Source organism: Brevundimonas sp., from assembly GCF_030704825.1.
Lineage (GTDB): Bacteria > Pseudomonadota > Alphaproteobacteria > Caulobacterales > Caulobacteraceae > Brevundimonas.
In genome coordinates this window covers 1-25,987 of record NZ_JAUYNX010000033.1, presented here as the reverse complement: position 1 = coordinate 25,987, position 25,987 = coordinate 1, and the positions used below count along the sequence as shown (strand labels likewise).

Sequence of the window (25,987 nt, the reverse complement as noted above, 5' to 3'; positions counted from 1 at the left end):
GATGGGTCGTTACGTCTTCAAGCTTCCCGACGTCGGCGAGGGCACGGCCGAGGCCGAACTGGTCGGCTGGCACGTCAAGGTCGGCGACATGGTCGCCGAGGACCAGATCATCGCCGACATCATGACTGACAAGGCCACGGTCGAACTGACCAGCCCGGTCGCGGGCAAGGTGCTGGCGGCGCACGGCGAACCCGGCCAGCAACTGGCCGTGGGGTCTCCGCTGGTCGAGTTCGAGGTCGAGGGCGCGGGGAACGCCGCTGAGGCGCCGCCCCCCTCGAACCCTGCTTCGCAGGCGTCTGTCCCCCTGACAGGGGGACAGACGGAGCCCGCCGTCTCCTCCCCACGCAGTGGGGAGGGGGACCATCCGAAGCCGCAGGCGATGGATGGTGGAGGGGCGCCCGCCACCGCACAGGCCGGCAATTTCGTCTTCAAACTGCCCGACGTCGGCGAAGGCACCGCCGAGGCCGAACTGGTCGGCTGGCACATCAAGGTCGGCGACGTGGTCGCCGAGGACCAGATCGTCGCCGACATCATGACCGACAAGGCCACGGTCGAACTGACCAGCCCCGTCGCAGGGACTGTCGTCGCCTTGCACGGCGAAGCCGGGCAGCAACTCGCCGTCGGCGGGCCGCTGGTCAGCTTCCAGGTCGAGGGCAAGGGCAATCAGGCGGCGGCTCCCGCTTCCACGGCTCCGGCCCCCGCGCCCAAGGCCGAAACCGCTCCGGCTCCGGTCGCCAGGGCAGCGGCGCCCGCACCCGCCAAGGCTCCGGCCAAGGCTGTCGCCGAAGCCTTCACCACCCGCGCCGCCGGCCAGCGCCCGCTCGCCTCGCCCGCCGTGCGCCAGCGCGCCCGCGATCTCGGGATCGAGCTCCAGTTCGTTCCCGGCTCCGGCCCGGCCGGCCGCATCGAACATGGCGACCTCGACGCCTACGTTGCTTCCGGCGGCCGCGGATCGTCCGCACCCGGAACATCGGCCGGCTCGACCTATGCGAAAGCCGAAGGAACCACCGAAACCCGCATCATCGGCGTCCGCCGCAAGATCGCGGAGAAGATGGCCGAGAGCGTCCGCCGCATCCCCCACATCACCTATGTGGAGGAGATCGACGTCACCGCGCTCGAGGAGCTCCGCGCCCACCTCAATGCCCAGAACAAAGGCAAGGACCGGCCCAGGCTGAACGTCCTGCCCTTCATCGCCCGCGCCATGGTCGTGGCCCTGCGGGACCAGCCGACCATCAACTCCCACTACGATGACGAGGCCGGCGTCCTGACCACCCACGCCGCCGTCCACATCGGCATCGCCGCCCAGACGCCGAACGGCCTGATGGTGCCGGTGGTCCGCCACGCCGAATCCCTCGATCCCTGGGCCACGGCGCTGGAGATCGCCCGCGTCTCGGGCGCGGCCAAGGACGGCTCGGCCAGGCGCGACGACCTGACCGGGTCGACCATCACCATCACCTCGCTGGGGACGCTGGGCGGGGTCATCCACACCCCGATCATCAACCACCCCGAGGTCGCCATCGTCGGCCCCAACAAGATCGCCGAGCGCGTGGTGGTCAAGGACGGCCAGATGGTCGTGCGCAAGATGATGAACCTGTCCTCGAGCTTCGATCACCGCATCGTCGACGGCCACGACGCGGCCGTCTTCGTCCAGCGCATCAAGGGGCTTCTGGAGCATCCCGCGACGTTGTGGATGGGGTGAGCGGTCTTGGGATCCCTGCCACCCCACCCTCCGCTCATCCCCGCGAACGCGGGGACCCAGTGCTTTGGGTGATGGATCGGGGAAGGTGATCACGGCTCGATGTCCTGAAACGCCTGTGTCAGGCTGGACAGGACCGGGTCGCCGCGTTCGCGCGGATGAGCGGAGGAGAGGATGGCCTTCTTCACCTACATCATGGCCAGCCAGCGCAACGGGACGCTCTACACCGGTTCGACGGACGATCTTGTCGGCCGATCCCTGCAGCACAAGGCCAAGCGGTTCGCGGGTTTCACATCGAAATACGGCGTGGACCGGCTGGTCTGGTATGAGGTGTTCGAAAGCCGGTCAGGGGCGTTCAAACGCGAGCGCCAGATCAAGAAATGGAACCGGCAGTGGAAGCTGGACCTGATCGAGAAAACCAATCCCGGCTGGGATGATCTGACCGATCGGCTTCGGCTCGGGGATGATCTTGTGGATGCGAAGGACTGGGTGCCTCCTCCCGAGGAAGACTGAAACGCCGGCGTCAAGCTGGACAGAACTGGGTCCCCGCGTTCGCGGGGATGAGCGGAAAAGAAAATGCAGCAGATCACCACCAAAGTCCTCATCATCGGCGCCGGCACGGGCGGCTATGTCGCCGGCATCCGCTGCGGCCAGCTGGGGCTCGACACCGTGCTGGTCGACGGGGGCGACGGGCTGGGCGGGACCTGCCTCAACGTCGGCTGCATCCCCTCCAAGGCCATCATCCACGCTGCGTCGAAGTTCGAGACGGTGTCGAAAGCCGCCGACGGCGGCACGCTCGGCATCACCGCCGCCAAACCCGCCATCGACCTGTCGCAGACGGTGGCGTGGAAGGACGGCGTCGTCCGCAAGCTGAACGCCGGCGTGGCGGGCCTGCTGAAGAAGGCGAAGGTCAAGGTCATCAACGGCTGGGCCGAGTTCTCGGACGCCAAGACCTGCACCGTGAAGACCGCCGACGGCGACATCGTCATCAGCGCCGAACACGTCATCCTCGCCACCGGCTCAGAGCCCGTCGAACTGCCGTTCCTCAAGTTCGGCGGCGACGTCATCTCCTCGACCGAGGCCCTGTCGCTGGACAAAGTGCCCGGCAAGCTGGTCGTGGTCGGCGGCGGCTATATCGGGCTGGAGCTCGGCATCGCCTTCCGCAAGCTGGGGGCCGAGGTCGCCATCGTCGAAATGGCCGACCGCCTGCTGCCGCTCTACGACAAGGCTCTGACTGACCCGGTCCAGAAATGGCTGGAGACGCACGGCGTCGAACTTCACCTCGGCGCCAAGGCCGGCGCCTTTGAAAACGGTCAGCTCAACATCACGACCCGGGATGGCGCCGCGCTCAAGCTCAAGGCCGACAAGGTCCTCGTCACCGTCGGTCGCCGTCCGCGCACCAAGGGCTGGGGCCTCGAGAACATGGGCGTGGCCATGACCGGGCCGTTCGTGACGATCGACGACCGCTGCGCTGCCTCGATGAAGAACGTCTGGGCGGTCGGCGACCTGACCGGCGAACCCATGCTGGCCCACAAGGGCTCGGCCCAGGGCGAGATCGTCGCCGAGATCATCGCCGGCCACGACAAGCGTTTCGACCCGGTGACCATCGCCGCCGTCTGCTTCACCGAGCCCGAGATCGTCTCCGCCGGCCTGACGCCCCTCGATGTCGAGGGCCGCGACGATGTCATCACCGCCGTCTTCCCGCTTATGGCCATCGGCCGCGCCCTGGCGCTGGAGGCCGGCGACGACGGCGGCTTCGTCCGGGTGCTGGCGTCGAAGACCGATCACCGCCTGCTGGGGCTCCAGGCCGTCGGCCAGCATGTCTCCGAACTGTCCAACAGCTTCGCCCAGATGCTGGAAATGGGCGCCGTGCTCGAGGATGTGGCCGGGACCATCCACGTCCACCCGACCATGGGCGAGGCCTTCCACGAGGCCAGCCTGCGGGCGCTCGGGCACGCGATCCACATCTGATCCGACCGATTTTGACGTAGCGCGGCCGTAGACTCCCCTCGGTGTGGAAGGGGAGGACGCCATGTTGGTGAACAGTCGAAGCGGACTCAGTGAACGCTTCGGACGCTTCGGACGGTGTTTTCGGCGAACGGTCCGCCGACGACCCGCACGCAGTGGACGCTTCGGACGCTTCGGACGGTGTTTTTCAAGGCGGGGGACGTCGCCGAACCGTCACACCAGCGTCAGCCCCTCCGTCACAAACCTGTGGTCCAAGCGGCTCAAACTGGCTTGATCCGGAGACTGATGATGACCCGCACCCTTCTCGCCGCCGCCTCGGCGATCGCCCTGCTCGCCCTCGGCGCCTGCGGCAACGACCAGTCCGCCGGCCAGCAGACCGCCCGGGCCGGCATCTGGGCCGCCGGCTCCTCCACCGTCTTCCCCTTCGCCACCCGGGTGGCCGAGAACTACAACCGCACGGCCGGCGGCGCCGCGCCGCGCGTCGAATCGCTGGGGACCGGCGGCGGCATCCAGGCCTTCTGCCAGGGCGTCGGCCCGAACACGCCGGACATCGCCAACGCCTCGCGCCGGATGAAGGCGTCCGAGTTCGAGCTGTGCCGGACCAACGGCGTCACCGACATCGTCGAGATCAAGATCGGCTTCGACGGCCTGGTCATCGCCACGGCCCGCAACGCGCCCGACTACGGCTTCCAGGGCGACGACCTCTACCTCGCCCTGGCCAAACAGGTCCCGGGCCCCGGCGGGACCTTCGTCGCCAATCCGAACACCACCTGGAGCCAGGTCAATCCCGGCCTGCCCGCGACCCGCATCCAGGTCTACGGTCCGCCGCCGACCTCGGGCACGCGCGACTCCTGGCTGGAACTGGCCATGGCCCCCTCGGCCGAGACCATCCCCGCCATGGCGGCCCTGGCCGAGAGCGACGAGGACCGCTTCGAGACCCTTGCCCACACCCTGCGCGAGGATGGCGCCTGGGTCGATTCCGGCGAGAACGACAACGCCATCGTCCAGACCCTGACCCGCACCCCCGGCTCGACCGGCGTGTTCGGCTACTCCTTCCTCGAGCAGAACAGCGACACGGTGAAGGCGCACAGCGTCAACGGAGTCATGCCGACGCTGGAGACCATCGCCTCGGGCCAGTATCCGATCTCCCGCTCGATGTTCATCTACGTCAAGAAGCAGCACGTGGGCGTGACGCCGGGGCTGGAGCAGTTCGTGATGGAGTTCATGTCCGAGGCCGCCGCCGGCCGCGGCGGCTACCTCCAGGACCGCGGCCTGGTGCCGCTGCCGGCCGAAGAACTGGCCGCCCAGCGCGCCATCGCCACGGCCATGACGGTGATGACCGCGCCGACGAAGTAGAACGCCGTCTAGGCCGCCGCCTTGCGCCTCAACCGCGCGATGCGGCGGAGCCGGCGCCAGAAGCGGCCGCGCTCGGGCTCGGGGTAGGGCTGCAGGTTCTGCACGAACTCCTCGGCGGAGGCGCGCCAGCTGAATTTTTCGGCATAGGTCCGGACGGCGACCCGATCGCATTTCAGGGCCTCGAGACAGGCGGCGCGCAGGTCCTTGTCGATCGCGCCGGCGTTGGAACCGGGGATGATGTCGATCGGCCCGTGCGCCGGATAGGCCGCCACCGGCGTGCCCGTGGCCATGGCCTCCAGGATCACCAGGCCGAAGGTGTCGGTCCAGCTGGGGAAGACGAAGACATCCGCATCGCGGAAACAGCGCGCCAGCTCCTCGCCGAACCGGGCCCCGAGGAATTTGGCCTCCGGATATTTCTCTTCCAGCTCGGCCCGCGCGGGACCATCGCCGACGACGATCTTCGTCCCCGGCAGGTCGGTCTCGAGGAAGGCCTCGATGTTCTTCTCGACCGCCACCCGGCCGACGTTGAGGAAGAAGGGCCGGGGCCAGTCCTTGCCGCCCAGCTCGTCATAGATGCGCGGCAGGTCCGGGCTGAACTGCTCGGTGTCCACCCCCCGCGTCCACGGCGAGACGTTCTTGAACCCGTGCGCCACCAGCTCGTCGCGCAGCGTCGGCGTGGCCACCATCAGCCGGCCCGACGGCTTGTGGAACCATTTCATATAGGCGTAGCCGACCTGCACCGGGATCGGGAACCGGGCCGAGACATATTCCGGGAATTTGGTGTGGTAGCTGGTCGTGAACGGCAGCTTCCATTCGACGCAGATGCGCCGCGTGGCGATGCCGATCGGACCCTCGGTGGCGATGTGGACCGCCTCCGGCTCGAAGGCGCGCAGGCGCTCGCGGATCTCTTCCTCCGCGCCCAGCGCCAGCCGGATTTCCGGATAGGTGGGGCAGGGGATGGTCTTGAACTGGCTGGGCTCGATGACGTCGACCTCATGGCCCATGCCCCGGCATTCCGCCACGGTGCGGGTCAGGGTGCGGACGACGCCATTGACCTGGGGCTCCCAGGCGTCGGTGGCCAGAACGATGCGCATATGGGCCGGGTGGCTCCGCCGTTGATCGGGGAAACGGTCTAGCGGTTCCGGCAGGCCTTGGCGAGATGCCGCGCCCCCTCCCGTTCCCGCTCAAAAGCGTTTAGGACGCCCGCCATGCACGCACACGTCTCGCCGCCGGTCGCCCTCTCCCAGGACTGGGATACGCTGGATCAGGGCAAGTTCGCCGACGAGACCGCCGCGGTCCGGGGACTGCTGGCGCGGATGCCGCTGGACGGGGCCGAGCGCGCCGCCGTGCTCTCCAGCGCCGTCGGCCTGGTCGAGCACGCCCGCGCCAGCGTCAAGAAGCAGGGCGTGGTCGAGAGCTTCCTGCAGGAGTTCTCGCTCGGCACCCGCGAAGGCCTGGCCCTGATGTGCCTCGCCGAGGCCCTGCTACGCACCCCCGATGAGGACACCCGTGACCGGCTGATCGCCGAGAAGATCGGCTCGGCGGACTGGAGTTCGCATCTGGGTCAATCCGATAGCCTGTTCGTCAACGCCTCGACCTGGGGGCTGATGCTGACCGGCAAGCTGGTCGACGTCGACGAGGAGGCGAAGACCGATCTCCCCGGCTTCCTCAAGCGCATCGTCGGCCGTCTCGGCGAGCCCGTGATCCGCGAGGCCGTCGCCGCCGCCGTCCGCATCATGGGCGAACAGTTCGTGGTCGGCCGCACCATCGAGGCGGCGCTGAAGCGCGCCAATCGCGAAGGCTGGCTGTGCAGCTTCGACATGCTGGGCGAGGGCGCCCGCACCGCCCACGACGCCGAGCGCTATGAAAAGATCTACGCCGACGCCATCGAGGCCGTCGGCAAAACCGCAAAGGGGCAGGGGCCCGAGGCCGGCCACGGCGTCTCGGTCAAGCTGTCGGCCCTGTCCCCCCGCTACGAGGCCACGCACGAGGCCCGCGTCTGGGATGAGCTCTATCCGCGCATCCTGCGCCTCGCCCGGATCGCGGCGAAGCACGACATCAACTTCACCATGGACGCGGAAGAGGCCGACCGCCTCGCCCTGTCGCTGAAGCTGCTCGACCGTCTGGCGCGCGAGCCCGACCTCGGCGGCTGGACCGGCCTCGGCCTCGCCGTTCAGGCCTATCAGAAGCGCTGTCCCGAGGTGATCCGCCGCGTCGCCGAACTGGCGAAGACCTCGGGCCGCCGACTGATGGTCCGTCTGGTCAAGGGCGCCTACTGGGACACCGAGATCAAGCGCGCCCAGCAGTTCGGCCGCACCGACTATCCGGTCTTCACCACCAAGGCCGCGACCGACCTCAACTATCTCGTCTGCGCCAAACTGATGATCGAGGCGGCGCCCCACATCTACAGCCAGTTCGCCACCCACAACGCCCACTCCCTCGCCGCCGTCCACAAGATGGCGTCCGAGCGGAAGGTGAAGATCGAATTCCAGCGCCTGCACGGCATGGGCGAGGCCCTGTACGACGCCGCCCGCGACGACTTCGGCCCGGTGACCGTCCGCGCCTACGCCCCCGTCGGCGGGCATGAGGACCTGCTGCCCTATCTGGTGCGCCGCCTGCTCGAGAACGGCGCCAACTCCTCCTTCGTCCACGCCCTGCTGGACGAGCGGGTGCCTGCCGCCGCCGTCGCCGCCGACCCCATCTCCGCCGTCGAAGCTCACCCCGACCGCCACGCGAAAATTCCGACCCCCAAGGACATGTACATGGACCGCCAGAACTCGCTCGGCCGCGACTATTCGCAAGCCGCCGACCGCGACCGGCACGCCGCCGCCCTGGCGAAGGTCGACGCCGAAAAACTGACCTCGGGCCCCATCATCGGCGGCAAGCTGAAGGCCGGGACCAACCCGCAGGCCGTGACCAACCCCTTCGACACGACCCAGGTCCTCGGCCACGTCTCGGAGGCCAGCACGGCCGACATCGACGCCGCCGTTGACGCCGCCGCCCGGGCCCAGGTCGCCTGGGACCGCAAGGGCGGCGCGGGCCGCGCGCCCGTCCTGCGCGCCATGGCCGACGCCCTCGAGGCCGACATGGACCGTCTGGTCGCCCTGCTCTCGCGCGAGGCCGGCAAGACCCTGAACGACGCTGTCGCCGAAATCCGCGAGGCGGCCGACTTCTGCCGCTACTACGCCATGCTGGCCGAGCGCGACTTCGGCGGCCCGACGGAGCTGAAGGGCCCCGTTGGCGAGATCAATCAGCTGGTCCTGCACGGCCGGGGCGTCTTCGCCTGCATCAGCCCGTGGAACTTCCCCCTGGCCATCTTCACCGGCCAGATCGTCGCCGCCCTGGCCGCCGGCAACGCCGTGCTGGCCAAGCCCGCCGAACAGACGCCCCTGATCGCCGCCGAGGCCGTGCGCCTCTACGTCAAGGCCGGCCTTGACCCCAACCTGCTGGCACTCGTCCCCGGACGCGGCGAGACGGTCGGCGCGGCCCTCGTCAGCCACCCCGGCATAGACGGCGTCGCCTTCACCGGCGGCACCGACACGGCGACCATGATCAACAAGGCGCTGGCCGCCCGTCCGGGCGCCATCATCCCCTTCATCGCCGAGACGGGCGGGCTGAACGGCATGTTCGTCGACACCACGGCGCTGAAGGAACAGGTCATCGACGACGTCATCCTGTCGGCCTTCGGCTCGTCGGGCCAGCGCTGCTCGGCCCTGCGTCTGCTCTACGTGCCGCATGACGCCGCCGACGCCCTGATCGAGGGCCTCAAGGGGGCCCTGGCCGCCCAGGTCGTGGGCGACCCCTCCGACCCCGCCACCGACATCGGCCCGGTCATCGACGCCGACGCCAAGGCTATGCTCGACGCCCACCTCGAACGCCTCGGCGGCGACGCGAAGATCGTCGCCCGCGCCGAACTCCCCGCCGGCGCGGACAAGGGCCACCTGTTCGCCCCGACCATCGCCGAGATCCCGACCCCCGACTATCTGGAGCGCGAGGTCTTCGGCCCCATCCTCCACGTCTGCCGCTACGAGCCCTCGAAGCTGAAGGAAACCGCGTCCAAACTGGCGCAGCGCGGCTACGGCCTGACCCTCGGCGTGCACAGCCGCATCGAGGCCTTCGCCGAGGAGGTCACGCGTCTGGTCCCGGCCGGCAACGTCTACATCAACCGCTCGATCATCGGCGCGGTGGTTGGCGTCCAGCCCTTCGGCGGCGAGGGCCTGTCGGGCACCGGTCCCAAGGCCGGCGGTCCCTACAGCCTGATCCGCTACGCCTCGGAAAAGGCCATCAGCAACAACATCTCCGCCCAGGGCGGCGACCCGGCGCTGCTGAACCTGTAGCCTCGGCCGTCGGTCGCCGAATTCGGTCGCCCGAATTGAACCGTTTCGCCGTGCCGGCGCACCTGTAATCCGATGACGGAGAGGGGCGGCGAGATGAGGGTGAGCACCGGTCGCGTTCTGGACGAATACCTCGTCGTGGCCGCGGCGGCCGGCGACCGTCGTGCGTTCGAGGATCTGGCCCGGCGTTGGCATCGCAAGCTGGTCGCCCACGCCTGGCGGCTGACCGGCGACGGCGAGGCCGCGCGCGACGCCGCCCAGGCCGGCTGGGTCGAAATCGCCCGCGGCATCGGCGGCCTGCGCGACGAACGCGCCTTTCCGGCCTGGGCCTACCGCATCGTCTCGCGCCGCTGCGCCGGCCTGATCGCCGGCAATCAGCAGGATCGGGCCCTGGCCCGGGCCGTCGCCGCCCAGCCCGAACCGGCCCCCGACGCGCCGGACTGGCAGGCGGAGCATCGGCCGGAGATCGAGCGCCTCCACGCCGCCATCCGCGATCTGCCGCCGGCCCAGCGCGCGGCGATCGCCCTGTTCCATTTCGAGGAGATGACCGTCGCCGAGACGGCCGTCGCCCTCGATGTCCCGGCGGGCACGATCAAGACCCGCCTCATGCATGCACGCCGCACCCTGCGGGCCGTGCTCGAAGGAGACGACGATGCGTGACATAGACCAGGCCCTGAACGACGCCCTCGCCGCCGAGGAGCGCGACCTGCTGCGCCGGATCGACGAGGAGCCCGGCCATGTCGAACAGGTGATGTCCCTGTTTGGCGGCCGCACCGGCTGGGTCAGCGCCGTGCTGATGGCGGTCCAGTCCGTGCTGTTCGTGGCCGGCGTCTGGGCGGCGTGGAAATTCTTCGGCGCAAGTGACGCCCTGTCCGCCCTGCACTGGGGCCTGCCCGCCGCCGTGCTGCTGATCATGTCGCTGATGATCAAGCTGGCCCTTTGGCCGGTCATGCAGGCCAACCGGCTGCGGTTGTCGCTAAAGCGGCTTGAACTGCTTGTGGTTCGGTCACATCCCGGCTGAGCCTGCACGGATCGCCAACGGCGCGATTTCCGCCGATCCGACGTAACCTCCAACATGACGAAAGCCGGCTCCACTCGCGTGGAACCGGCTCCCGTCATCCCTTGACGCACACCACCTGACGCAGGGTGTGCACGACCTCGATCAGGTCGGCCTGGGCCGCGATGACCGCGTCGATGTCCTTGTAGGCCATCGGCGTTTCGTCGATCACATCGGCGTCCTTGCGGCACTCGACGCCCTCGGTGGCGCGGACGTGGTCCTCCACCGTGAAGCGCCGCTTCGCCTCGGTCCGGCTCATCGCCCGACCGGCGCCGTGCGAGCAGGTGCAGAACGAGTCCGCATTGCCCTTGCCGCGCACGATGAAGGATTTCGCCCCCATCGAGCCGGGGATGATCCCCAGCTCGCCGTCCTTCGCGGACACCGCGCCCTTCCGGGTCAGGAACACGTCCTTGCCGAAATGGCGCTCCTTCGAGACGTAGTTGTGGTGGCAGTTCACCGCCTCCTGCGTCGTCTCCAGATCGGGCCAGAAGGTGCGCAGCACGTTCAGGACGCTGTCCATCATCACCTCGCGGTTGGCGCGGGCGTATTTCTGCGCCCAGGACACCGCCTTGACGTAGTCGTTGAAGCCCTCCGACCCCTCAGGGAAGTAGGCCAGGTCCTGATCCGGCAGGTTCAGGAACCAGCGCCGCGCCTCGTGCTTGGCCCGTTCGATGAAGTAGCTCCCGAACCGGTTGCCCACCCCGCGCGAACCCGAGTGCAGCATCACCCACACGTCCCCCGCCTCGTCGAGGCAGAGCTCGATGAAGTGGTTGCCCGTGCCCAGCGTGCCCAGGTGGCCGTAACCACGCGGGTGCGCCGCCTTGGGGTGCTTCTCCACCACGGCGTCATAGCCCGTCTTCAGCGCCTCCCACCGGGAGGCCGCCGAGGCCGGCGGTTCGGACGCCCATGCCCCCTTGTCGTTGCGCCCGCCGTTGTCGGTGCGGCCGTGCGGAACGGCCGCCTCGATGGCGGAACGGATGCCCGACAGGTCGTCCGGCAGGTGTTCGGCGCGGATCGAGGTCCGCACCGCCATCATGCCGCAGCCGATGTCCACGCCCACAGCGGCCGGGATGATGGCCCCCACGGTCGGGATCACCGAGCCCACGGTCGCGCCCTTGCCCCAGTGCACGTCGGGCATGACCGCGACGTGGGAGTGGATGAACGGGAGCGAGGCCACGTTCTTCAGCTGAATCAGCGCCGCATCCTCGATGGGCACCCCCCGGGTCCACGCCTTGATCGGCGCGCCCGGGCTTTCGATCACGTCATAGCCACGCATGGCGGACGTCTCCTTCTCTGTCTGATCCTCCCGGACCGGCGCGGCGGAGTCTCGCGGATACAAGAAACCCCTCCGGCCGGTGGCGGGAGGGGTTACTGGAAAACCGAAATCGATCCGACCGGCTGTTCTCCTACGTCCTCTCCGCGCGCGCGTCCTTGCCCTCGACCGGCTGGCGGTCGAGCGACATGGGCAGGCTCGGATTGGCGTAACAGGCGAACATGGGTCGTCTCGTTTTCGGGAGGGCGCTGATATGCGAAATCAAACGGCGACGCCAGCCCCTTTCTTCCCGGCGAGGCGGGGGAGAGGACAGCCGCCCGGAGAGCGGCGCGTAGCGGGTAAGGCGGCGAGGGCGCAGCCAGTCCCGAAGCAATGTCCCGGTTGTCGCGCTTGTAGGGAATATATCGGGCGCGATGTCTCGCTTGTCGCGCCTGAATTGTATCGGTCGGTCAGGTCCTCTTCAGCCATCCCCCCGCCCGGCTCAGGGCGCTCCGGGTCGGGCGGCCAATCTTCTCGCCGATCCATCGGGCGGTTTCGATCAGGGCGTCGAGGTCGTAGCCGGTGTCGAAACCCGCCCGCTCGAGCATGTAGACCAGATCCTCCGTCGCGATATTGCCGGTCGCCCCCGGCGCGAACGGACAGCCGCCGATGCCGCCGACCGACGCGTCCAGCACATCAACGCCCGCCTCGACTCCCGCATAGGCGTTCGCCAGACCGGTGTTGCGCGTATCGTGAAAATGCAGGCGCAGCACGGCGTCGGGCGCCGCCTGGCGGGCGGCTTGGACCTTGCGTGTGACGGCCCAGGGATCGCCCGCGCCGATGGTGTCGGCCAGGGCGATTTCCTTTACCCCCAGATCAGCGATGCGGCCGACCAGATCGGCCACCTGGTCCGCCGAAACCTCCCCGTCGAACGGACAGCCCCAGACGCACGACAGGGTGGCGGACAACGACGGGCCCGCGCCCGGCCCCCCCGCCGAATTGGCCCGCCCGGTCATGATGTCCGACAGCATGGAAACCTGCTGGTCGACGCCCATGCCCTGGTTCTTCAGCCCGAAGCCGTCGGTGATGGACATGGCCACATTGACCTCGTCCACCGCCGTGCCGAGGGCGCGGTCATAGCCCTTGCCGTTCAGCACCAGACCGATGCGGCTGCGGCCGGCCTCATGCGGCAGGGCGGCCATGACCTCTTCGGCCCCGGCCATCTGGGGCACATATTTCGGATGGACGAAGCTGACCGCCTCGATACGGCGCGCGCCGGCGGCTTCGAGCCTGCGCACGAGATCGGCGCGGACGGCCGGTTCGAGAACGGCCTTCTCGTTCTGGAGGCCGTCGCGGGGGCCGACCTCGACGATCGTGATGCGACGGCTCACCGGACGGGACCCGGTGCGGCGGGCGCGGCGCCCGGCGGCGCGTAGATGGTCAGGCTGACGTCATCGCCTTTCGAATAGTTGTGGCCCTCCACCACGCCGACGGCGCGGCCGGTGACCCCCAGTTGCGCGGCCGCGGCCCGGAAGGCGTCGGCGTCGCCCTCCTCGACGATGGCCGGGCGCCCCTCGGCCAGTGCCCGGGCGGCGCCTGCGGCGTCGGCCAGTTCGGTGTCCCGCCCGGTCAGGAAGACGAAACTGGGTTCGTGGAAGCCGGTGATGGCGACCGGACCGGCGCGACCCTGTCGCGGATGCAGGTCGGCGGCCAGCAGGGCCTTCTCCAGCTGGGGGGCGACGGACAGGGGGCGGAGCTGGCGCAATGTGCCGGCCAGGGCGCCGTGGGCGACGACGCCCAGGGCGATCGAGGCGACCACGGCCGTCGCCGCCGCCCGGTGAAGCATCAGGAAGGCGCCGATCAGGGCGGCGAGAATGGCGAAGACGATGGTCAGGGTGGCCCAGGTCTGGGCCGTCGACTTGCCGTACTCGGTCAACAGCCAGACCGAGCCGATGGCCAGCAGGCCGCCGACGAAGATCGTCAATCCGACCCCGACATAGCGCGACGCCTTGCCGATCGGCCGGCTCACGGCGGCGGCGGCCAGCAGTGCCAGGGCCCCGAAGGTCGGCAGGGTATAGTGGGCCAGTTTGGTCGGGGTCAGTTCGAAGATCAGCCAGGCCGGAACCAGCCAGCAGACCAGGAAGCGGATCGCCGGCTCGGCCCGCCTGTGCCAGCCGGTCGAAAGGGCGGCGGGCAGCAACAACGTCGCCGGGAAGAACAGCAGGGGCGTGATCAGCAGATAGAAACCGGGCAGAACCCCGTGACCTTCATCGCCGCCCGCGACCTTGGGGGCCAGGTCCCCGCCGATGGCCTCGCGCCAGAAGCCGCCGTCGGTGGCGATGGTGATGGCGAGGGCCCACGGGCCGACGATCAGGGCCACCAGCGGCAAGCCCCAGCCCCAGCCGAGGCGTTTGAGCCACGAGACGTCGCGGTCCCATACCGACAGGGCGATCATGGCCGGCGCGATGACGATCAGCCCGATCGGCCCCTTGATGAGGATCGACAGCCCCAGCCCCAGCCAGAACATCAGCTTGTGCGGCCGGACCGGCGCTTCTCCCGCCCGCGCCGCCAGATAGATCCGGGCCAGCCCGGCCATGGCCAGGGTCACGGCGCCGCACAGCATGGCGTCGGTCTTGGCGATGCCCGCCTCGGTGGAAAGCAGGAAGCTGGCGCCGAGGATGGCTCCCGCCAGGAAGCCGGCTCTCTGGCCGAACATGGCCGCCCCGGCCCAGGCGCAGGCGGCGGCGGCCAGCATGGCGCCGAGGATGGACGGAATGCGGTAGGGGGCGATGTCGCGGTTCTCGACGCTGGATGTCGCGGCCACGGCCGCGGCCTGCATCCAGTAGATGCCGATGGGCTTCTTCCAGCGCGGCTCGTCCTGGAAGCGGATGTCGATGTAGTCGCCGCTTTCCAGCATCTGCGACGTCGCCTGGGCATAGCGGCTCTCGTCGCGGTCCAGGGGCGGCAGCAGCATCAGCACCGGCAGGCCCGCCAACAGGGCCACCAGGGCCGCGAGCAGGGGGCCGCGCCAGCCGGCGATGTATCGATCCAGGTCGGGGCGCATCATGTTCATCTTCCTATCACGGCCTTTCGAGCCGCGACACGGCCCGAACGCCGGACCATCTCCCGCCCGGCCGCGAAACCCGCTAGACAGCCCCGATGAGCGAAGCCATCCCCGACATCTCCGTCGTCGTTCCGGTCCATGACGAAGAGGGCGCGGCCGGCCCGCTGGCGCGCGAGATCGCCGCCGCTTTCGAAGGGCGGTCGTATGAGATGGTGTTCGTGGACGACGCCTCGCGCGACGGGACGCTGGCGGAGTTGCGCGGGCTGATGGCCGAGCTGCCGGCCCTGCGCGTCCTCAGCCACGGCTCCAACGCGGGCCAGAGCCGGGCGGTGCGCACAGGGGTGCTGGCGGCGCGCGGCCCGATCGTGGTGACGTTGGACGGCGATGGCCAGAACCCGCCCGCCGATGCGCCGAGACTGGTCGACCTGCTGGCCGCTTCCCCGTCTTCCGTCGCCCTGGTCGGCGGTCGCCGCGCGAAGCGACAGGATTCCGAGGCCAAGCGCCAGGCTTCGATCTGGGCCAATCGCATCCGCAGGAAACTGCTGGGCGATGACGCCGACGACACCGGTTGCGGCCTCAAGGCCTTCCGGCGCGACGCCTTCCTGCGCCTCCCGTATTTCGATCACCTGCACCGCTACCTCCCGGCCCTGATGATCCGCGAGGGCTACCAGAACCTCTATCTGGACGTCGATCACCGTCACCGCGAGACAGGCCGGTCGAAATACACCAACTGGGGGCGGCTGATGGCCTCCCTGTCGGATCTGCTCGGCGTGATGTGGCTGAAGTCGCGATCCCGTCGGCCCGGTCCGATCAGCGAATTCTGACTTTCCCCTGCCGCGCGAGCGGGCGTAGCCGTATGGAGCGAACCGGGGTAAGCATCGTTAACAAGCGCGGCCGTTCGGCCCGCCCCGATGGAGCCCAGCCATGCTGATCGCCCTGCCGTTGCTCGTGATCCCGGTGGTTCTGTACAATATCGTGGTGTTGACCGGCCTGATGGGCGGCGGAGGATCGGTGGCGGCCGACGCGACCCTGCGCGAGGCGATGTTCTCCATACCGATGGCTTCGGGCAGCAGCTGGAACGTGGGCGTGGGCGACCTGATCCTGTTCCTGTCGCTGATCCTGCTGTTCTTCGAACTTCTGAAATCGACATCGAGCCAGAAGGTGGCGATCGTCAATCACGCCCTGTCGATGATCCTGTTCGTGGTCTGCCTTGTCGAATTCCTGCTGATCAAGGGATTCGCCACCTCGACCTTCTTCCTGATCGTGGTGATGGTCATGCTGGACGTGCTGGCCGGCTTCATCGTCACCATCATCTCGGCCCGCAAGGACCTGGAGTTCGGGGCCGGCTGACCCCCGCTCAGGAGAATCCGACGAAGATCAGCGCCACCACGGTGACGTCGACGGCGCGGGCGATGAGGGTCAGCATGGCGGGAATCCCGGACGAGGCTTGAGACGCCTTCGCTCAGCAAGGACCGTGCCGGTGGGTCAGACGTCGGTGTCCGTGGCCTTGCCGGGCCGGGGACGGCGCTCGGAAGCGCCGGAATGTTCAGCCCCCAGATAGGCCGAGCGGGCGGCGTCCAGCACCGGCGGGCCGCCCTTCAGGCCGCGGCGCTGGCCGGACTGTCCCATCACCTGGGCGGCGAAGGCCGCGGGGCCGGCATCGGCGGGGGACGCGGGGGCAGGTCTTGCCGGGGGCTCGGCAGCCTCGGCCGGGAACGCCACGGGAACGAGGGCCCGCGAGGCCGAGGCGGCCCGGCGCTCGGCGGCGCGGCGGTCGGTCGCGCGACGCTGGACGGGCGCGACGGGGCGAACCTCGTCGGCCATCAGCCGCCCTTCGACAGCTTGTCGATCTGGCCGCGCATCTCCTCCATCTGGCGGCGCATCTCGGCCAGGGGGTCGACGGCCGGCGTCTCGGGCGGGACCGGAGCCGCCGGACGGGCCCCCGGGGTCAGGGCGCCGAAGCCGGGCCACATCTTCATGGCCTCGGTGAACAGGGCCATGTTGCGCTTGACCGCCTCGTCGAGGATGCCCGCGCCGGGCGCGGCCCCGAAAGCCTTGGAGAACTGGCCGCGCATCTGCTCCTGCTGGCGGCTGAAGCTGTCCAGCGACATCTCCAGATAGCTGGGCAGGACGCCCTGCATCTGGCCGCCGTAGAAGCCGATCAGCTGGCGCAGGAACTGCACCGGCAGCAGGGCCTCGCCGCGGCTCTCTTCCTCGAAGATGATCTGGGTCAGGATCTGGCGGGTCAGATCGTCGTTGGTCTTGGCGTCATAGACCACGAAGTCGTGGCCCTCGCGGACCATCTTCGCCAGGTCCTCAAGGGTGACATAGGCGCTGGTGGCGGTGTTGTAGAGCCGCCGGTTGGCGTATTTCTTGATGACGATGGTTTCGCCTTCTACGGCCTTCTTGTCCGCCACGCCCCACTCCCGACCTGTTGCACCGCCGCACTATCCCGCAGCGCGAAGCCGCATGCAAATCAGCCCATGGCGGCGGGGGCCAGGACCACTCCCACGAGGACGGCGGCCCAGTGGACCGTGGCGCCTGTGACGACGAAGCCGTGCCAGATGGCGCGGCGGAATTTCACCGTCGGGCTGATGAAGACGAAGACGCCCGCCGTATAGATCAGGCCGCCCAGCACCAGCAGGCCGAGGGCCACGGGATGGACGGTGTCGATCATCGGCTTGAGCGCCAGCACGGCCAGCCAGCCGAAGCCGATATAGACGGCGCTCCAGAAGGCGTCGGAGATGCGCGGGGCCACCAGTTTGACGAACACCCCGGCCAGGGCCACGCCCCAGACCAGCAGGGTGAAGCCGATCGCCCAGGCGCCTTCGAATCGCTGGGTGGTGAAGGGAGTGTAACTACCGGCGATCATCAGGAAGATGGCCGCCTCATCCATGCGCCGCAGGATGGGGCGGGCCGCGCAGGGGCGGGTCTGGTTGTAGATAGTCGAGACGGTCAGCATGGCCACCAGGCACAGGGCGTAAGTCGCCGTGGCGGCCACGGCGCCAATGCCGACGTACATCGCCGCCAGCACCGCCAGCACGATCCCGCCCACGGCGGCCAGGGTCAGGCCGACCACGTGCACGATCAGGTCGGCGGTCTTCTCCGCCGGGGTCCGGTAGTGCTCGATCATGTCCAGCTCGTCGGGGACGCAGACCTGGACGAACACCTTCTTCAGTCTCTTGAGCATGGCCCCATCAAGCCTTTCTCGCTCCAGTTTGTTCCCGCAGAATGGGGCCGCGCCCATGACCATCCGCTGAACGGGACGGTCATGGGTGACGAAGGCGTCGGGATGCGGCAGAAACGCCACGATTTGTTTCGCGCGACCTAACGCCCTGCCGGGGCGTAGAGGTTTCGTTTCCCATGGTCCGGGCGCTCCCTCGCCCGCGGCCGGCGTCAGAGGTTCGTCCATGTCCATCGAAGTCGTCATCGTTTCCGCCGCGCGCACGCCCGTCGGCTCCTTCCTCGGCGGCCTGTCCAGCCTGCCGGCGTCGAAACTGGGCGAGATCGCCATCCGGGCGGCGCTGGAGCGGGCGGGGGTCGGGCCGCAGGAGGTGGACGAGGTGATCCTGGGCCATGTGCTGCAGGCGGCGGCGGGGCAGGGACCGGCGCGGCAGGCGGCGATGGGCGCGGGGATACCGAAGGAGGTCCCGGCCTGGAGCCTGAACCAGATCTGCGGCTCCGGCCTGCGCGCCGTGGCCGTGGCGGCCCAGCAGATCGCCCTGGGCGACGCCCGCATCGTGGTCGCGGGCGGGCAGGAGAGCATGAGCCAGGCGCCCCACGCCCAGCAGCTGCGGTCCGGGCACAAGATGGGCGACCTGGGCCTGGTCGACACCATGATCCGCGACGGCCTGTGGGACGCCTTCAACGGGTACCACATGGGGCAGACGGCCGAGAATGTGGCCGGGCAGTTCCAGATCAGCCGGGGCGACCAGGACGCCTTCGCGGTGGCCAGCCAGAACAAGGCGGAGGCGGCCCAGAAGGCGGGGCGGTTCGACGACGAGATCGTGCCGGTGACCATCAAGGGCCGCAAAGGCGACACGGTGGTCGACAAGGACGAATTCATCCGCCACGGGGCCACGCTGGAGGCCATGCAGGGCTTGAAGCCGGCCTTCGCGAAGGAGGGCAGCGTCACCGCCGCCAACGCCTCGGGGCTCAACGACGGGGCCGCGGCCCTGGTGCTGATGAGCGCGGCCGACGCCGAAGCCCGGGGCCTGATCCCGCTGGCCCGGATCGCCGCCTCGGCCACGGCGGGGGTCGATCCGGCCCTGATGGGCACCGGCCCGATCCCGGCGTCGCGCAAGGCGCTGGAGAAGGCGGGCTGGACCGTCGCCGACCTCGACCTGGTCGAGTCCAACGAGGCCTTTGCGGCCCAGAGCCTGTGCGTGCTCCGGGAGCTGGGGCTGGATCCGGCGAAGGTCAACGTCAACGGCGGGGCCATCGCCATCGGCCATCCGATCGGGGCCTCGGGCGCCCGCATCCTGACCACCCTGCTGCACGAGATGAAGCGGCGGGACGCGAAACGCGGCCTGGCCACCCTGTGCATCGGCGGGGGCATGGGCGTGGCCCTGTGCGTGGAGCGGGCCTAGCCGCCGTAGAGGGCCCTCCATCCGAAATCGAGCAGGGGCTTCATGTCGTCGACGAAGCCGGCGAGGGTCTCCGGCAGTTGCGGGCTTGAGACCTCGGCGCCGGTCAGGGGGCGGCGGGCGAACCACTGCAGGCGCTTCAGGGCGGGCTCCAGCGCCGTGCCCTCGTGGGCGTCGAAGCCCTTGGGCATCCGTTTGACGGCCATGCCGGGCGCGAGGCGCAGGCCGCGGGCCGCCAGATGGGCCTCGACGGCCAGCCACGCCTCGGGCCCGGCGGCGATGGCGCGGCGGACCTTGTCGCTGTTCTTGCGGTCGTAAAGGAAGAAGCCGGCCGAGACGTAGGGCCCTCGGCCGTGGGCGTCCTCGAGGTCGGGGATGGCCTCGGCCGGGGCCGTCGGTTCGGGGGCCGCCACGCGCGCGGCCGGGTGGGTCGAGGGGTCGAGCGGGTCGATGCTGTCGTAGTCGAAGCTGTCGGCGGTGACGCGCGAGCCGCCCTCGGGCTCGATATGGATATAGGCCATGCCCGGCGACATCTTCAGCCCGTCGCGGGTCAGGACGGCCGAGAGGTGGGTCTTGTAGGGCAGCTTGCTCTTCGAGAAGCGCACGTCGCGGTGGAGGCGGAACTGGCTCTTGTTCGGGTCGCCGCCCAGCGGCAGGCCGCGCGCGGCGCAGGCGGTCGAGGCGTCGGCGATCAGGGCGCCGAGCGCGGGCCTGAGCCGCTCGTCATAGACGGCGCGGTTGGCCGTGAACCAGTCGCGGTCGTTGTGGACCGCCAGGTCCGACAGGAAGGCCAGGTCGGCGGGGGCGAAGCCGGGGAAGGTCATGGCTCCCGTATAGCCTGCTCCCCCGGCGGAGAAAAAACACCGTCCGAAGCGTCCGAAGCGTCCGTAGCGTCCGCCAGGTTCGGGCCGTAAACACCGTCCGAAGCGTGCGAAGCGTCCAATGCGTCCGGATAGTAGGCGCCGTCCGAAGCGATCGACGGGTCCGGCGCCTCGGCCTCGTCCGGCCGGGGATAGCCGCGCCGGGCCTGCCAGATCGCCTCGTGCTGCTGGACGGCGCGCTGGGACTCGGCGTCCTCGGCCTCCATGACCGCCTGCACGCGCCGCCAGCGCAGGGCCCCCATGGCGTCGCCGCGCAGGATGGCGCGCATCATTCGCCGGAAGGCGACATCGGACAGTTCGCACAGCTCGATCTTGTCGAGGTCGCCGCCGACCCGCGCCTCCAGCTCGACGCCCTCGTCGTTCGGGTCCAGCCGGTTGCGCGGCGCCCAGGGCTGGTCGATGCGCCGCCAGCCCTCGCGCGCCGCCCGGTCGCGCAGGGCGGTGAGGCGCACGCCGTGACGCGCGCAGACCTCGGGCCCAGACATCCCGGCCAGATAGTCCTCGCGCGCCGCCGCCCAGACCGCGTCGGGGGCGGTGCGCCGCCCGCGCCCCTCCTCGCGCCAGGCCTGCAGCGGGGGCGTGATCTCGCCCGCCTCCGCAGAGACGTCGTCGTCGTGGAATTGTGATCCGTCGGCCATGTTCGGTCCTCCCCTCATCCTTGGCGGGTGGGAGGATAGGGGCGGGGTACGTCAAACGGGGACGTAGGGGGCGGCCCTGGGCCGGTTGGTTCATCACAATGGACACGAAGAAGGGCACGAAGGACACGAAGGGGGGCCGGGGGGCGCCCTTCGCGGGCCCTTGCCCGCCATCGCTCTGTTGCGTCTCCCTGCGGGAGCCGCGGGCCCGCCGGCCCCTTCGTGTTCTTCGTGAAACCTTTGTGCCCTTCGTGACGAACCGACGGTCTCGGGGCCGGCTTCGCCGGGTCCCGGGCAGACGGGCCGATTGAGGAACGCCCCGCACTCCGGACCGTTGTCCTGTCCGCAGCAGAGGAGGTTCCTATGCGCACCCGTTTCGCCATCGCCGTCCTGATCTGGCCGATGATCCAGGCGGTGCTGTTCGGCCTCGGCATGATCGGCCTGCTGGCCGCGCCGCTGGAGGCCGCGGAGATGATGACCGCCGTCTGGTGGATGATCGCCGCGACGCTGGCGATCTCGACCCCGATCGCCTGGGGCATGGCCCCGTGGCTGCGCCTGACCGACCGGCCGCACCGGCGGAGCCTGACGCGGCCGGGGGCCTGAGGCGTCAGGCCGTCTCGCGCGCGCCGTCGCCGAACCGGCCGAGGGCCAGCAGGGCGCTCCACAGCAACACGACCAGCAGGACGAGGCGGACGGCGTTGAGCGTGATCCACGTCCGGCCGTGCGAGACGAGGGCCGCCGCGTCCAGCTCGCCCGAGCCCATCCGTCCGAGTTCGGGCACGAACCAGGCCAGGGTGGCCACGAGGATCAGGGCCGTTCCGCCGAGGCTGAACACGGCGGCCTTGCGCCCGGGGCCGCGCCAGCGGAAGGCGACGACGCCGGCGACGAGGGTCGCCAGCAGCAGGGCCATGGTCGTGAAGGGCCAGGGATTGACCATCCCCTCCCACGCCGGGCGCGCGTACCAGGCGACCGGATCGGCCCACCAGGCGAAATGGGTCGACAGGGTGTCGTGGACCCCGGCCCCGGTCCAGACGCCGAGCAGGACGGTGTAGACGCGAAAGGCGTTGAGGCCGAAGGCGCGCATGGTGTGGGTCTCCCTTCCCTCAGGGAAGCTAGCACGGCGAACGGTGAAATCCAGAGGGGGCGGCCGCGGTTGGGCGACGGGCGAAACCGATCCTGGAGCCGGGGCCGGATGGGGCGCCGGATGGTTCATCACAAAGGACACGAAGAAGGGCACGAAGGACACGAAGGGAGCCCGGTTGTTTCGGCCTTTCGCGGGCCCTTGCCCGCCATCAGATGTGTTGCGTCTCCCTGGCGGGAGCCGCGGGCCCGCCGGACCCTTCGTGTCCTTTGTGAATCCTTTGTGGTCTTTGTGATGAACCGACCATCCTGAAGGCCCCAGGAGCCCTTTCCCCATGCCCCGCACCCTGCACATCGACTTCGTCTCCGACATCGTCTGCCCCTGGTGCGTGGTGGGGCTGGGCGGGCTGGAGGCGGCGCTGGACAAGCTGAAGGGCGAGGGGATCGAGGCCGAGGTGCGGTTCCAGCCGTTCGAGCTGAACCCGAACATGCCGCCCGAGGGCGAGAACATCGTCGACCACATCGGCCGCAAATACGGCTCGACCCCCGAACAGTCGGCGGCCAACCGGGCCATGATCACGCAGCGGGCGGCCGAGGCCTGGCCGGGGTTCGACATGCGGATGGGGCCGGACAGCCGGATCTGGAACACCTTCGACGCCCACCGGCTGCTGCACTGGGCGGGGACGGTCGGGGCGGCGGAACAGAGGGCGCTGAAGGCGGCGCTGTTCACGGCCCATTTCACCGACGGCCGGACGATGACCGACGCCGGCGTGCTGGCCGACGCGGCGGCGGCGGCGGGGCTGGACCGGGCGAAGGCGGTCGAGGTGCTGGCCGACGACCTCTACGCCGCCGAGGTGCGGGCGGCGGAGGCGCTGTGGGTCTCGCGCGGGATCAACGGCGTGCCCGCCGTGGTGGTGGAGGGGAAGTGGCTGATCTCGGGCGGGCAGCCGGCGGGGGTGTTTGAAGAGGCGTTGAGGGGGATGGCGGGGGAGGGGTGAATGCTAGCGTCTGCGATGACACTGAACGCTACCCAAAAAAGCGAAGAATGGTCCCATCTGGGTATGTGCCCTTCCGTCGATCAGGCTTCGATTTGATTACTTCAAAGTCTTGGCCTTCGCCATTCACCAAGATCTGCCGCTTGAAGTGGGTTTCTCGGAAGGCCGTCTTGGTGAGAACGAACTCCTCAATTTGGCCGACAGACGCCTGTGCGCCCCGAAAGTTGTCTAGAATCTGCTTCTTGAGCTGACCGAAGTTCGGCTCGTTCGCAAAGATTGTCATCTGATTGGGATCGGTGGCATCCGAAAAACTAAAGGCGCCTCCTTGATCGACCTTCCACATCGCTTCCTTCATCTTCTTTAGGCCTAACAGACTGTTTGTGGCGAAGAACAGGAAGTAGTCGGTGGCATTTGCCTTGTTGCGCATCTCGAAATATCGAACGTAGGAAGCGCTCTCGCCGAGCTTCCGGGCATACAGATCCCGGACGCATTTGTTTCGATCGAGTCCTGACTTCTGAGCGCAGGTTCGCCAGTCGCTACAACCAAACAGCTTGTCGAAATTTCCGATCTGTTCGGGGTGATCGAGGAAGCGATTGATCTCCTCGAACATGAAATTGATGAACACCTCGGTCGACGGACGCCGCAGTAGCTCCTCCACGATCGAGAATGGGAGGCCAGTCCATCCGAAGGGGTCAATGAACGCGAATGTCGGAATCGTTCCCGCAGCTTTGAGGCGTGGGCCAATCTTTGCATACGCTTCTTCAAACGTGCTCTGATGCACTTCGATGTGTGCGTTGCTCGGCTTACCGAGCAGGTTCTGGGTTTCCTCGACAGCGCTCCGAAGGGCTACCGCGCGGTCGGGCACTCGCTCAACGAAATCGAAGTAGCACTGAGCGCGAATTGACGCTTTGTGGTCCAGCATTGCCTTCAATGCGATCACTGGCGAACCATCTTCGCCGCCGGAATAGCTTCCGGGCCCCGAGAATGCATCGATGTATGCGAGCTTCGGAAAACCGCCCTGACTCAGGATGGGAAGCCACGCTGACAAATACCGCGCGAGAATCGCGTGCTTTGCGGCGGTGTGAGGCTCTAGCGCCCAAACGGTCTGCTTAGGCGCGGCCATTCGTTGTCCCGGATTCGCGTTAACGCACGATCTCGCGGCTAACCGACGGTTGTCAATGGAAGCTCATCCCAAGTCTTTCCACGATAAGTCCGCCCTGCCGCCTTCTTGTTCTTGCCGCCCCACTGCTTGAAGAAGAATGCCGTCCCCGCCGCCAAGCAGTTCCGCCGGATTTCATCGACCCATTCCTCTTTCATGGGGCGCGCCCGGGGGCCGGACTCGCCGCCGACGATAGCCCAGTGGATGTCGTCCAGATTGGCCCCGGCAACGGAGCCGATGAGCGGCTCGAAGGAAACGAAACGGACGATCGCGGGCGTCGCTCTCAAATCGTCGAGGCGCGACAGAACGGCGGCGTCCTCAACGCTGGTTCCGAGCCAAACATGCTCCAGCGCGGGCAGGCCCATCGAGATTATGACCTCACGCATCCGCTCCGGCCGCTTGGTCAGGATCTGGTAGGTGTGCTGCGGCGTCCGGTCCATGACGCTCCAGACCTTGGCCACGAAGTCGGCGGGCACGTCGGGGTGGAACAGGTCCGACATGGAGTTGACGAAGACCTTGCGCGGCTTGCGCCATTTCAGAGGCGCTTCCAGCGAGGCCTCGTCCAGCCGGACCTTGCCGGTCCAGACGTATCGCTTGCCGCTCTTGCGGGTGAGGCCTTCGTACTTGGCGACGCCCATGGCCTCCAGGCGCGCCGCCATCCGCATCGCGTAGCAGTTGGTGCAGCCGGGCGTGATCACCAGACACCCAGCGACGGGGTTCCAGGTGACGTCGGTCCACTCGATGGTCGATGTCTGGGCCATGAGAACAAACCATGAACTAATCGGGGTTGAATCGCAACTTTGGCGGCTACCTCGTTAACCAAATGACTCTGGAAGCGATCTGCCGCCTTAGTGGGCGGCGGCGAGGTACAGCGGGGGCTGGGCGTCGCGGACAGATTGGGGGCAGGCATCGTCCCATGGAAATTGGTTGTCGAGGCTGGGCCAGACGATCTGGTACACGGCCAGCGGCTGGGCCTGACCTTCCGGGGCACCGTGGAACCAAATCGCGGAGTTTAGATATTCCGGCGTCACGTTCGAGGGGTGCACCCGGCGGATTTCGCAGTCGTAGTCGTCGAGCAGGCCGGACCAGCGCTGCCCGTCCTCAGGACGCTTTCCGGCCTTGAGTGCGCGGAAGACGTTCCAAAGCACGCCATGCATCAGCTGTCCGGGCAAGCCGAAGATGATGAACTCCGGCTGGCCGAGCGTATGGGTAAATCCGATGCTGTAGGCGAATGCTGGCGCGTCTCCCCGCGGATCGTGGACGGACGTGCACCACCACCCGTGTTCCACGACACCGTCGAGGATCTTCTGTTCGTAAGCGGTTTCGGCCTGCTGCATTGCGAGACTGTCCCTCGGTCAGACCTTCACTTCAATGGCCCCGCCCCCGGCCCTGAATTTCGCGCTCATCTCCGCCATCCCGGCCTCTGCCTCGGCCAGCGAACCGCTCGCATCATTCTGCGCCGCCGCGTCCCTCCGGATGTCCTGGCTGATCTTCATCGAGCAGAATTTCGGGCCGCACATGCTGCAGAAATGGGCGGTCTTGTGGGCCTCCTTGGGCAGGGTGGCGTCGTGGTATTTGCGGGCCGTTTCGGGGTCGAGGCCGAGGTTGAACTGGTCTTCCCAGCGGAATTCGAATCTGGCCTTGGACAGCGCGTTGTCGCGGATCTGCGCGCCGGGGTGGCCCTGGGCCAGGTCGGGGGCATGGGCGGCGATCTTGTAGGTGATGATGCCCACGCGCACGTCTTCCTTCTCCGGCAGGCCCAGGTGTTCCTTGGGCGTGACGTAGCACAGCATGGCGCAGCCGAACCAGCCGATCATGGCAGCGCCGATGCCTGAAGTGATGTGGTCGTAGCCCGGTGCGATGTCGGTCGTCAGCGGCCCCAGCGTGTAGAACGGCGCCTCGCCGCGTTCCTTGAGCTGCTTGT

At 68.5% G+C, this 25,987-nt stretch carries 26 protein-coding genes; 12 read left to right on the top strand and 14 right to left on the bottom strand.

The window, feature by feature from the left end; all coding sequences use genetic code 11:
- The first annotated feature begins 1 nt into the window (after position 1).
- The 4 genes from Q8Q71_RS14745 to Q8Q71_RS14730 all read left to right on the top strand — a co-directional run bounded on the left by Q8Q71_RS14745 (position 2) and on the right by Q8Q71_RS14730 (position 5,020).
- Positions 2–1,699 carry a 2-oxo acid dehydrogenase subunit E2 gene (locus tag Q8Q71_RS14745; protein ID WP_305760357.1) on the top strand — a complete coding sequence of 566 codons (1,698 nt, stop codon included), beginning with the start codon at positions 2–4 and terminating at the stop codon, positions 1,697–1,699.
- 171 nt (positions 1,700–1,870) lie between these two features.
- Positions 1,871–2,209, top strand: a complete 339-nt coding sequence (locus Q8Q71_RS14740) for a GIY-YIG nuclease family protein (RefSeq protein ID WP_305760356.1) — start codon at positions 1,871–1,873, stop codon at positions 2,207–2,209.
- Between the two features lie 63 nt (positions 2,210–2,272).
- Positions 2,273–3,667 (top strand): dihydrolipoyl dehydrogenase, encoded by a 1,395-nt coding sequence (gene lpdA / locus Q8Q71_RS14735; RefSeq protein ID WP_305760355.1) that lies wholly within the window; start codon positions 2,273–2,275, stop codon positions 3,665–3,667.
- Between the two features lie 285 nt (positions 3,668–3,952).
- Positions 3,953–5,020, top strand: a complete 1,068-nt coding sequence (locus Q8Q71_RS14730; RefSeq protein ID WP_305760354.1) for a substrate-binding domain-containing protein — start codon at positions 3,953–3,955, stop codon at positions 5,018–5,020.
- Between the two features lie 8 nt (positions 5,021–5,028).
- Here the strand turns inward: Q8Q71_RS14730 and Q8Q71_RS14725 are convergent, their stop codons facing one another.
- Positions 5,029–6,114, bottom strand: a complete 1,086-nt coding sequence (locus Q8Q71_RS14725) for a glycosyltransferase family 1 protein (RefSeq protein WP_305760353.1) — start codon at positions 6,112–6,114, stop codon at positions 5,029–5,031.
- 114 nt (positions 6,115–6,228) lie between these two features.
- Here Q8Q71_RS14725 and putA point away from each other — a divergent pair, with 114 nt between their 5' ends.
- The 3 genes from putA to Q8Q71_RS14710 all read left to right on the top strand — a co-directional run bounded on the left by putA (position 6,229) and on the right by Q8Q71_RS14710 (position 10,375).
- Positions 6,229–9,357 (top strand): bifunctional proline dehydrogenase/L-glutamate gamma-semialdehyde dehydrogenase PutA, encoded by a 3,129-nt coding sequence (gene putA / locus Q8Q71_RS14720; protein ID WP_305760352.1) that lies wholly within the window; start codon positions 6,229–6,231, stop codon positions 9,355–9,357.
- Between the two features lie 93 nt (positions 9,358–9,450).
- Positions 9,451–10,014: an RNA polymerase sigma factor gene (locus Q8Q71_RS14715; protein ID WP_305760351.1), complete on the top strand. Its 564-nt coding sequence runs from the start codon at positions 9,451–9,453 to the stop codon at positions 10,012–10,014.
- Positions 10,007–10,375 (top strand): DUF6768 family protein, encoded by a 369-nt coding sequence (locus Q8Q71_RS14710; protein ID WP_305760350.1) that lies wholly within the window; start codon positions 10,007–10,009, stop codon positions 10,373–10,375. Before Q8Q71_RS14715 ends, Q8Q71_RS14710 begins: the two co-directional genes overlap by 8 nt.
- 94 nt (positions 10,376–10,469) lie before the next feature.
- On the opposite strand, the gene Q8Q71_RS14705 is transcribed toward Q8Q71_RS14710, so the two are convergent.
- The 3 genes from Q8Q71_RS14705 to Q8Q71_RS14695 all read right to left on the bottom strand — a co-directional run bounded on the left by Q8Q71_RS14705 (position 10,470) and on the right by Q8Q71_RS14695 (position 14,730).
- Entirely contained in the window at positions 10,470–11,687 is a 1,218-nt protein-coding gene (locus Q8Q71_RS14705) for an RtcB family protein (RefSeq protein WP_305760349.1), read from the bottom strand.
- A 446-nt stretch (positions 11,688–12,133) separates the two neighbouring features.
- Positions 12,134–13,054, bottom strand: a complete 921-nt coding sequence (locus Q8Q71_RS14700) for a hydroxymethylglutaryl-CoA lyase (protein WP_305760348.1) — start codon at positions 13,052–13,054, stop codon at positions 12,134–12,136.
- Entirely contained in the window at positions 13,051–14,730 is a 1,680-nt protein-coding gene (locus Q8Q71_RS14695; RefSeq protein ID WP_305760347.1) for a glycosyltransferase family 39 protein, read from the bottom strand. The genes Q8Q71_RS14700 and Q8Q71_RS14695 overlap by 4 nt, the downstream gene beginning before the upstream one ends.
- Before the next feature lie 92 nt (positions 14,731–14,822).
- On the opposite strand from Q8Q71_RS14695, the gene Q8Q71_RS14690 reads away from it, so the two are divergent.
- Positions 14,823–15,551: a glycosyltransferase family 2 protein gene (locus tag Q8Q71_RS14690; RefSeq protein WP_305760346.1), complete on the top strand. Its 729-nt coding sequence runs from the start codon at positions 14,823–14,825 to the stop codon at positions 15,549–15,551.
- Between the two features lie 100 nt (positions 15,552–15,651).
- Entirely contained in the window at positions 15,652–16,077 is a 426-nt protein-coding gene (locus tag Q8Q71_RS14685) for a hypothetical protein (protein WP_305760345.1), read from the top strand.
- 135 nt (positions 16,078–16,212) lie between these two features.
- On the opposite strand, the gene Q8Q71_RS14680 is transcribed toward Q8Q71_RS14685, so the two are convergent.
- From Q8Q71_RS14680 to Q8Q71_RS14670, 3 genes are read right to left on the bottom strand one after another with little or no spacing between them, the layout of a single operon-like run.
- Entirely contained in the window at positions 16,213–16,551 is a 339-nt protein-coding gene (locus Q8Q71_RS14680) for a hypothetical protein (protein ID WP_305760344.1), read from the bottom strand.
- Positions 16,551–17,144, bottom strand: coding sequence for a polyhydroxyalkanoate synthesis repressor PhaR (phaR, locus tag Q8Q71_RS14675; protein WP_305760343.1), 594 nt, complete (start codon positions 17,142–17,144; stop codon positions 16,551–16,553). The genes Q8Q71_RS14680 and phaR overlap by 1 nt, the downstream gene beginning before the upstream one ends.
- A gap of 59 nt (positions 17,145–17,203) precedes the next feature.
- Positions 17,204–17,917: a hemolysin III family protein gene (locus Q8Q71_RS14670; RefSeq protein ID WP_305760342.1), complete on the bottom strand. Its 714-nt coding sequence runs from the start codon at positions 17,915–17,917 to the stop codon at positions 17,204–17,206.
- Positions 17,918–18,137: 220 nt separating this feature from the next.
- On the opposite strand from Q8Q71_RS14670, the gene Q8Q71_RS14665 reads away from it, so the two are divergent.
- A complete protein-coding gene (locus tag Q8Q71_RS14665) occupies positions 18,138–19,316 on the top strand; it encodes an acetyl-CoA C-acetyltransferase (RefSeq protein ID WP_305760341.1) in 1,179 nt (392 codons plus the stop codon).
- Here Q8Q71_RS14665 and Q8Q71_RS14660 read toward each other — a convergent pair.
- Positions 19,313–20,137 carry a DUF2461 family protein gene (locus tag Q8Q71_RS14660; protein WP_305760340.1) on the bottom strand — a complete coding sequence of 275 codons (825 nt, stop codon included), beginning with the start codon at positions 20,135–20,137 and terminating at the stop codon, positions 19,313–19,315. The genes Q8Q71_RS14665 and Q8Q71_RS14660 overlap by 4 nt on opposite strands.
- Positions 20,134–20,832: a hypothetical protein gene (locus Q8Q71_RS14655; RefSeq protein ID WP_305760339.1), complete on the bottom strand. Its 699-nt coding sequence runs from the start codon at positions 20,830–20,832 to the stop codon at positions 20,134–20,136. The genes Q8Q71_RS14660 and Q8Q71_RS14655 overlap by 4 nt, the downstream gene beginning before the upstream one ends.
- Positions 20,833–21,192: 360 nt before the next feature.
- On the opposite strand from Q8Q71_RS14655, the gene Q8Q71_RS14650 reads away from it, so the two are divergent.
- Positions 21,193–21,432 (top strand): hypothetical protein, encoded by a 240-nt coding sequence (locus Q8Q71_RS14650; protein WP_305760338.1) that lies wholly within the window; start codon positions 21,193–21,195, stop codon positions 21,430–21,432.
- Positions 21,433–21,436: 4 nt separating this feature from the next.
- On the opposite strand, the gene Q8Q71_RS14645 is transcribed toward Q8Q71_RS14650, so the two are convergent.
- On the bottom strand, positions 21,437–21,913 hold the full coding sequence (locus tag Q8Q71_RS14645) for a hypothetical protein (RefSeq protein WP_305760337.1): 477 nt from the start codon (positions 21,911–21,913) through the stop codon (positions 21,437–21,439).
- Between the two features lie 331 nt (positions 21,914–22,244).
- Here Q8Q71_RS14645 and Q8Q71_RS14640 point away from each other — a divergent pair, with 331 nt between their 5' ends.
- Positions 22,245–22,907, top strand: coding sequence for a DsbA family oxidoreductase (locus Q8Q71_RS14640; RefSeq protein WP_305760336.1), 663 nt, complete (start codon positions 22,245–22,247; stop codon positions 22,905–22,907).
- A 28-nt stretch (positions 22,908–22,935) separates the two neighbouring features.
- On the opposite strand, the gene Q8Q71_RS14635 is transcribed toward Q8Q71_RS14640, so the two are convergent.
- From Q8Q71_RS14635 to Q8Q71_RS14620, 4 genes are all read right to left on the bottom strand, one after another.
- Positions 22,936–24,027 carry a three-Cys-motif partner protein TcmP gene (locus Q8Q71_RS14635; RefSeq protein ID WP_305760335.1) on the bottom strand — a complete coding sequence of 364 codons (1,092 nt, stop codon included), beginning with the start codon at positions 24,025–24,027 and terminating at the stop codon, positions 22,936–22,938.
- A gap of 38 nt (positions 24,028–24,065) precedes the next feature.
- The gene (locus Q8Q71_RS14630; protein WP_305760334.1) at positions 24,066–24,824 is read right to left on the bottom strand and encodes a DUF5131 family protein; all 759 of its coding nucleotides are present in this window, start codon (positions 24,822–24,824) and stop codon (positions 24,066–24,068) included.
- Between the two features lie 87 nt (positions 24,825–24,911).
- A complete protein-coding gene (locus Q8Q71_RS14625) occupies positions 24,912–25,400 on the bottom strand; it encodes a DUF4262 domain-containing protein (RefSeq protein WP_305760333.1) in 489 nt (162 codons plus the stop codon).
- A gap of 18 nt (positions 25,401–25,418) precedes the next feature.
- Positions 25,419–25,987 (bottom strand): phosphomethylpyrimidine synthase ThiC (locus tag Q8Q71_RS14620; protein WP_305760332.1); only part of this gene is annotated, 569 nt, incomplete at its 5' end.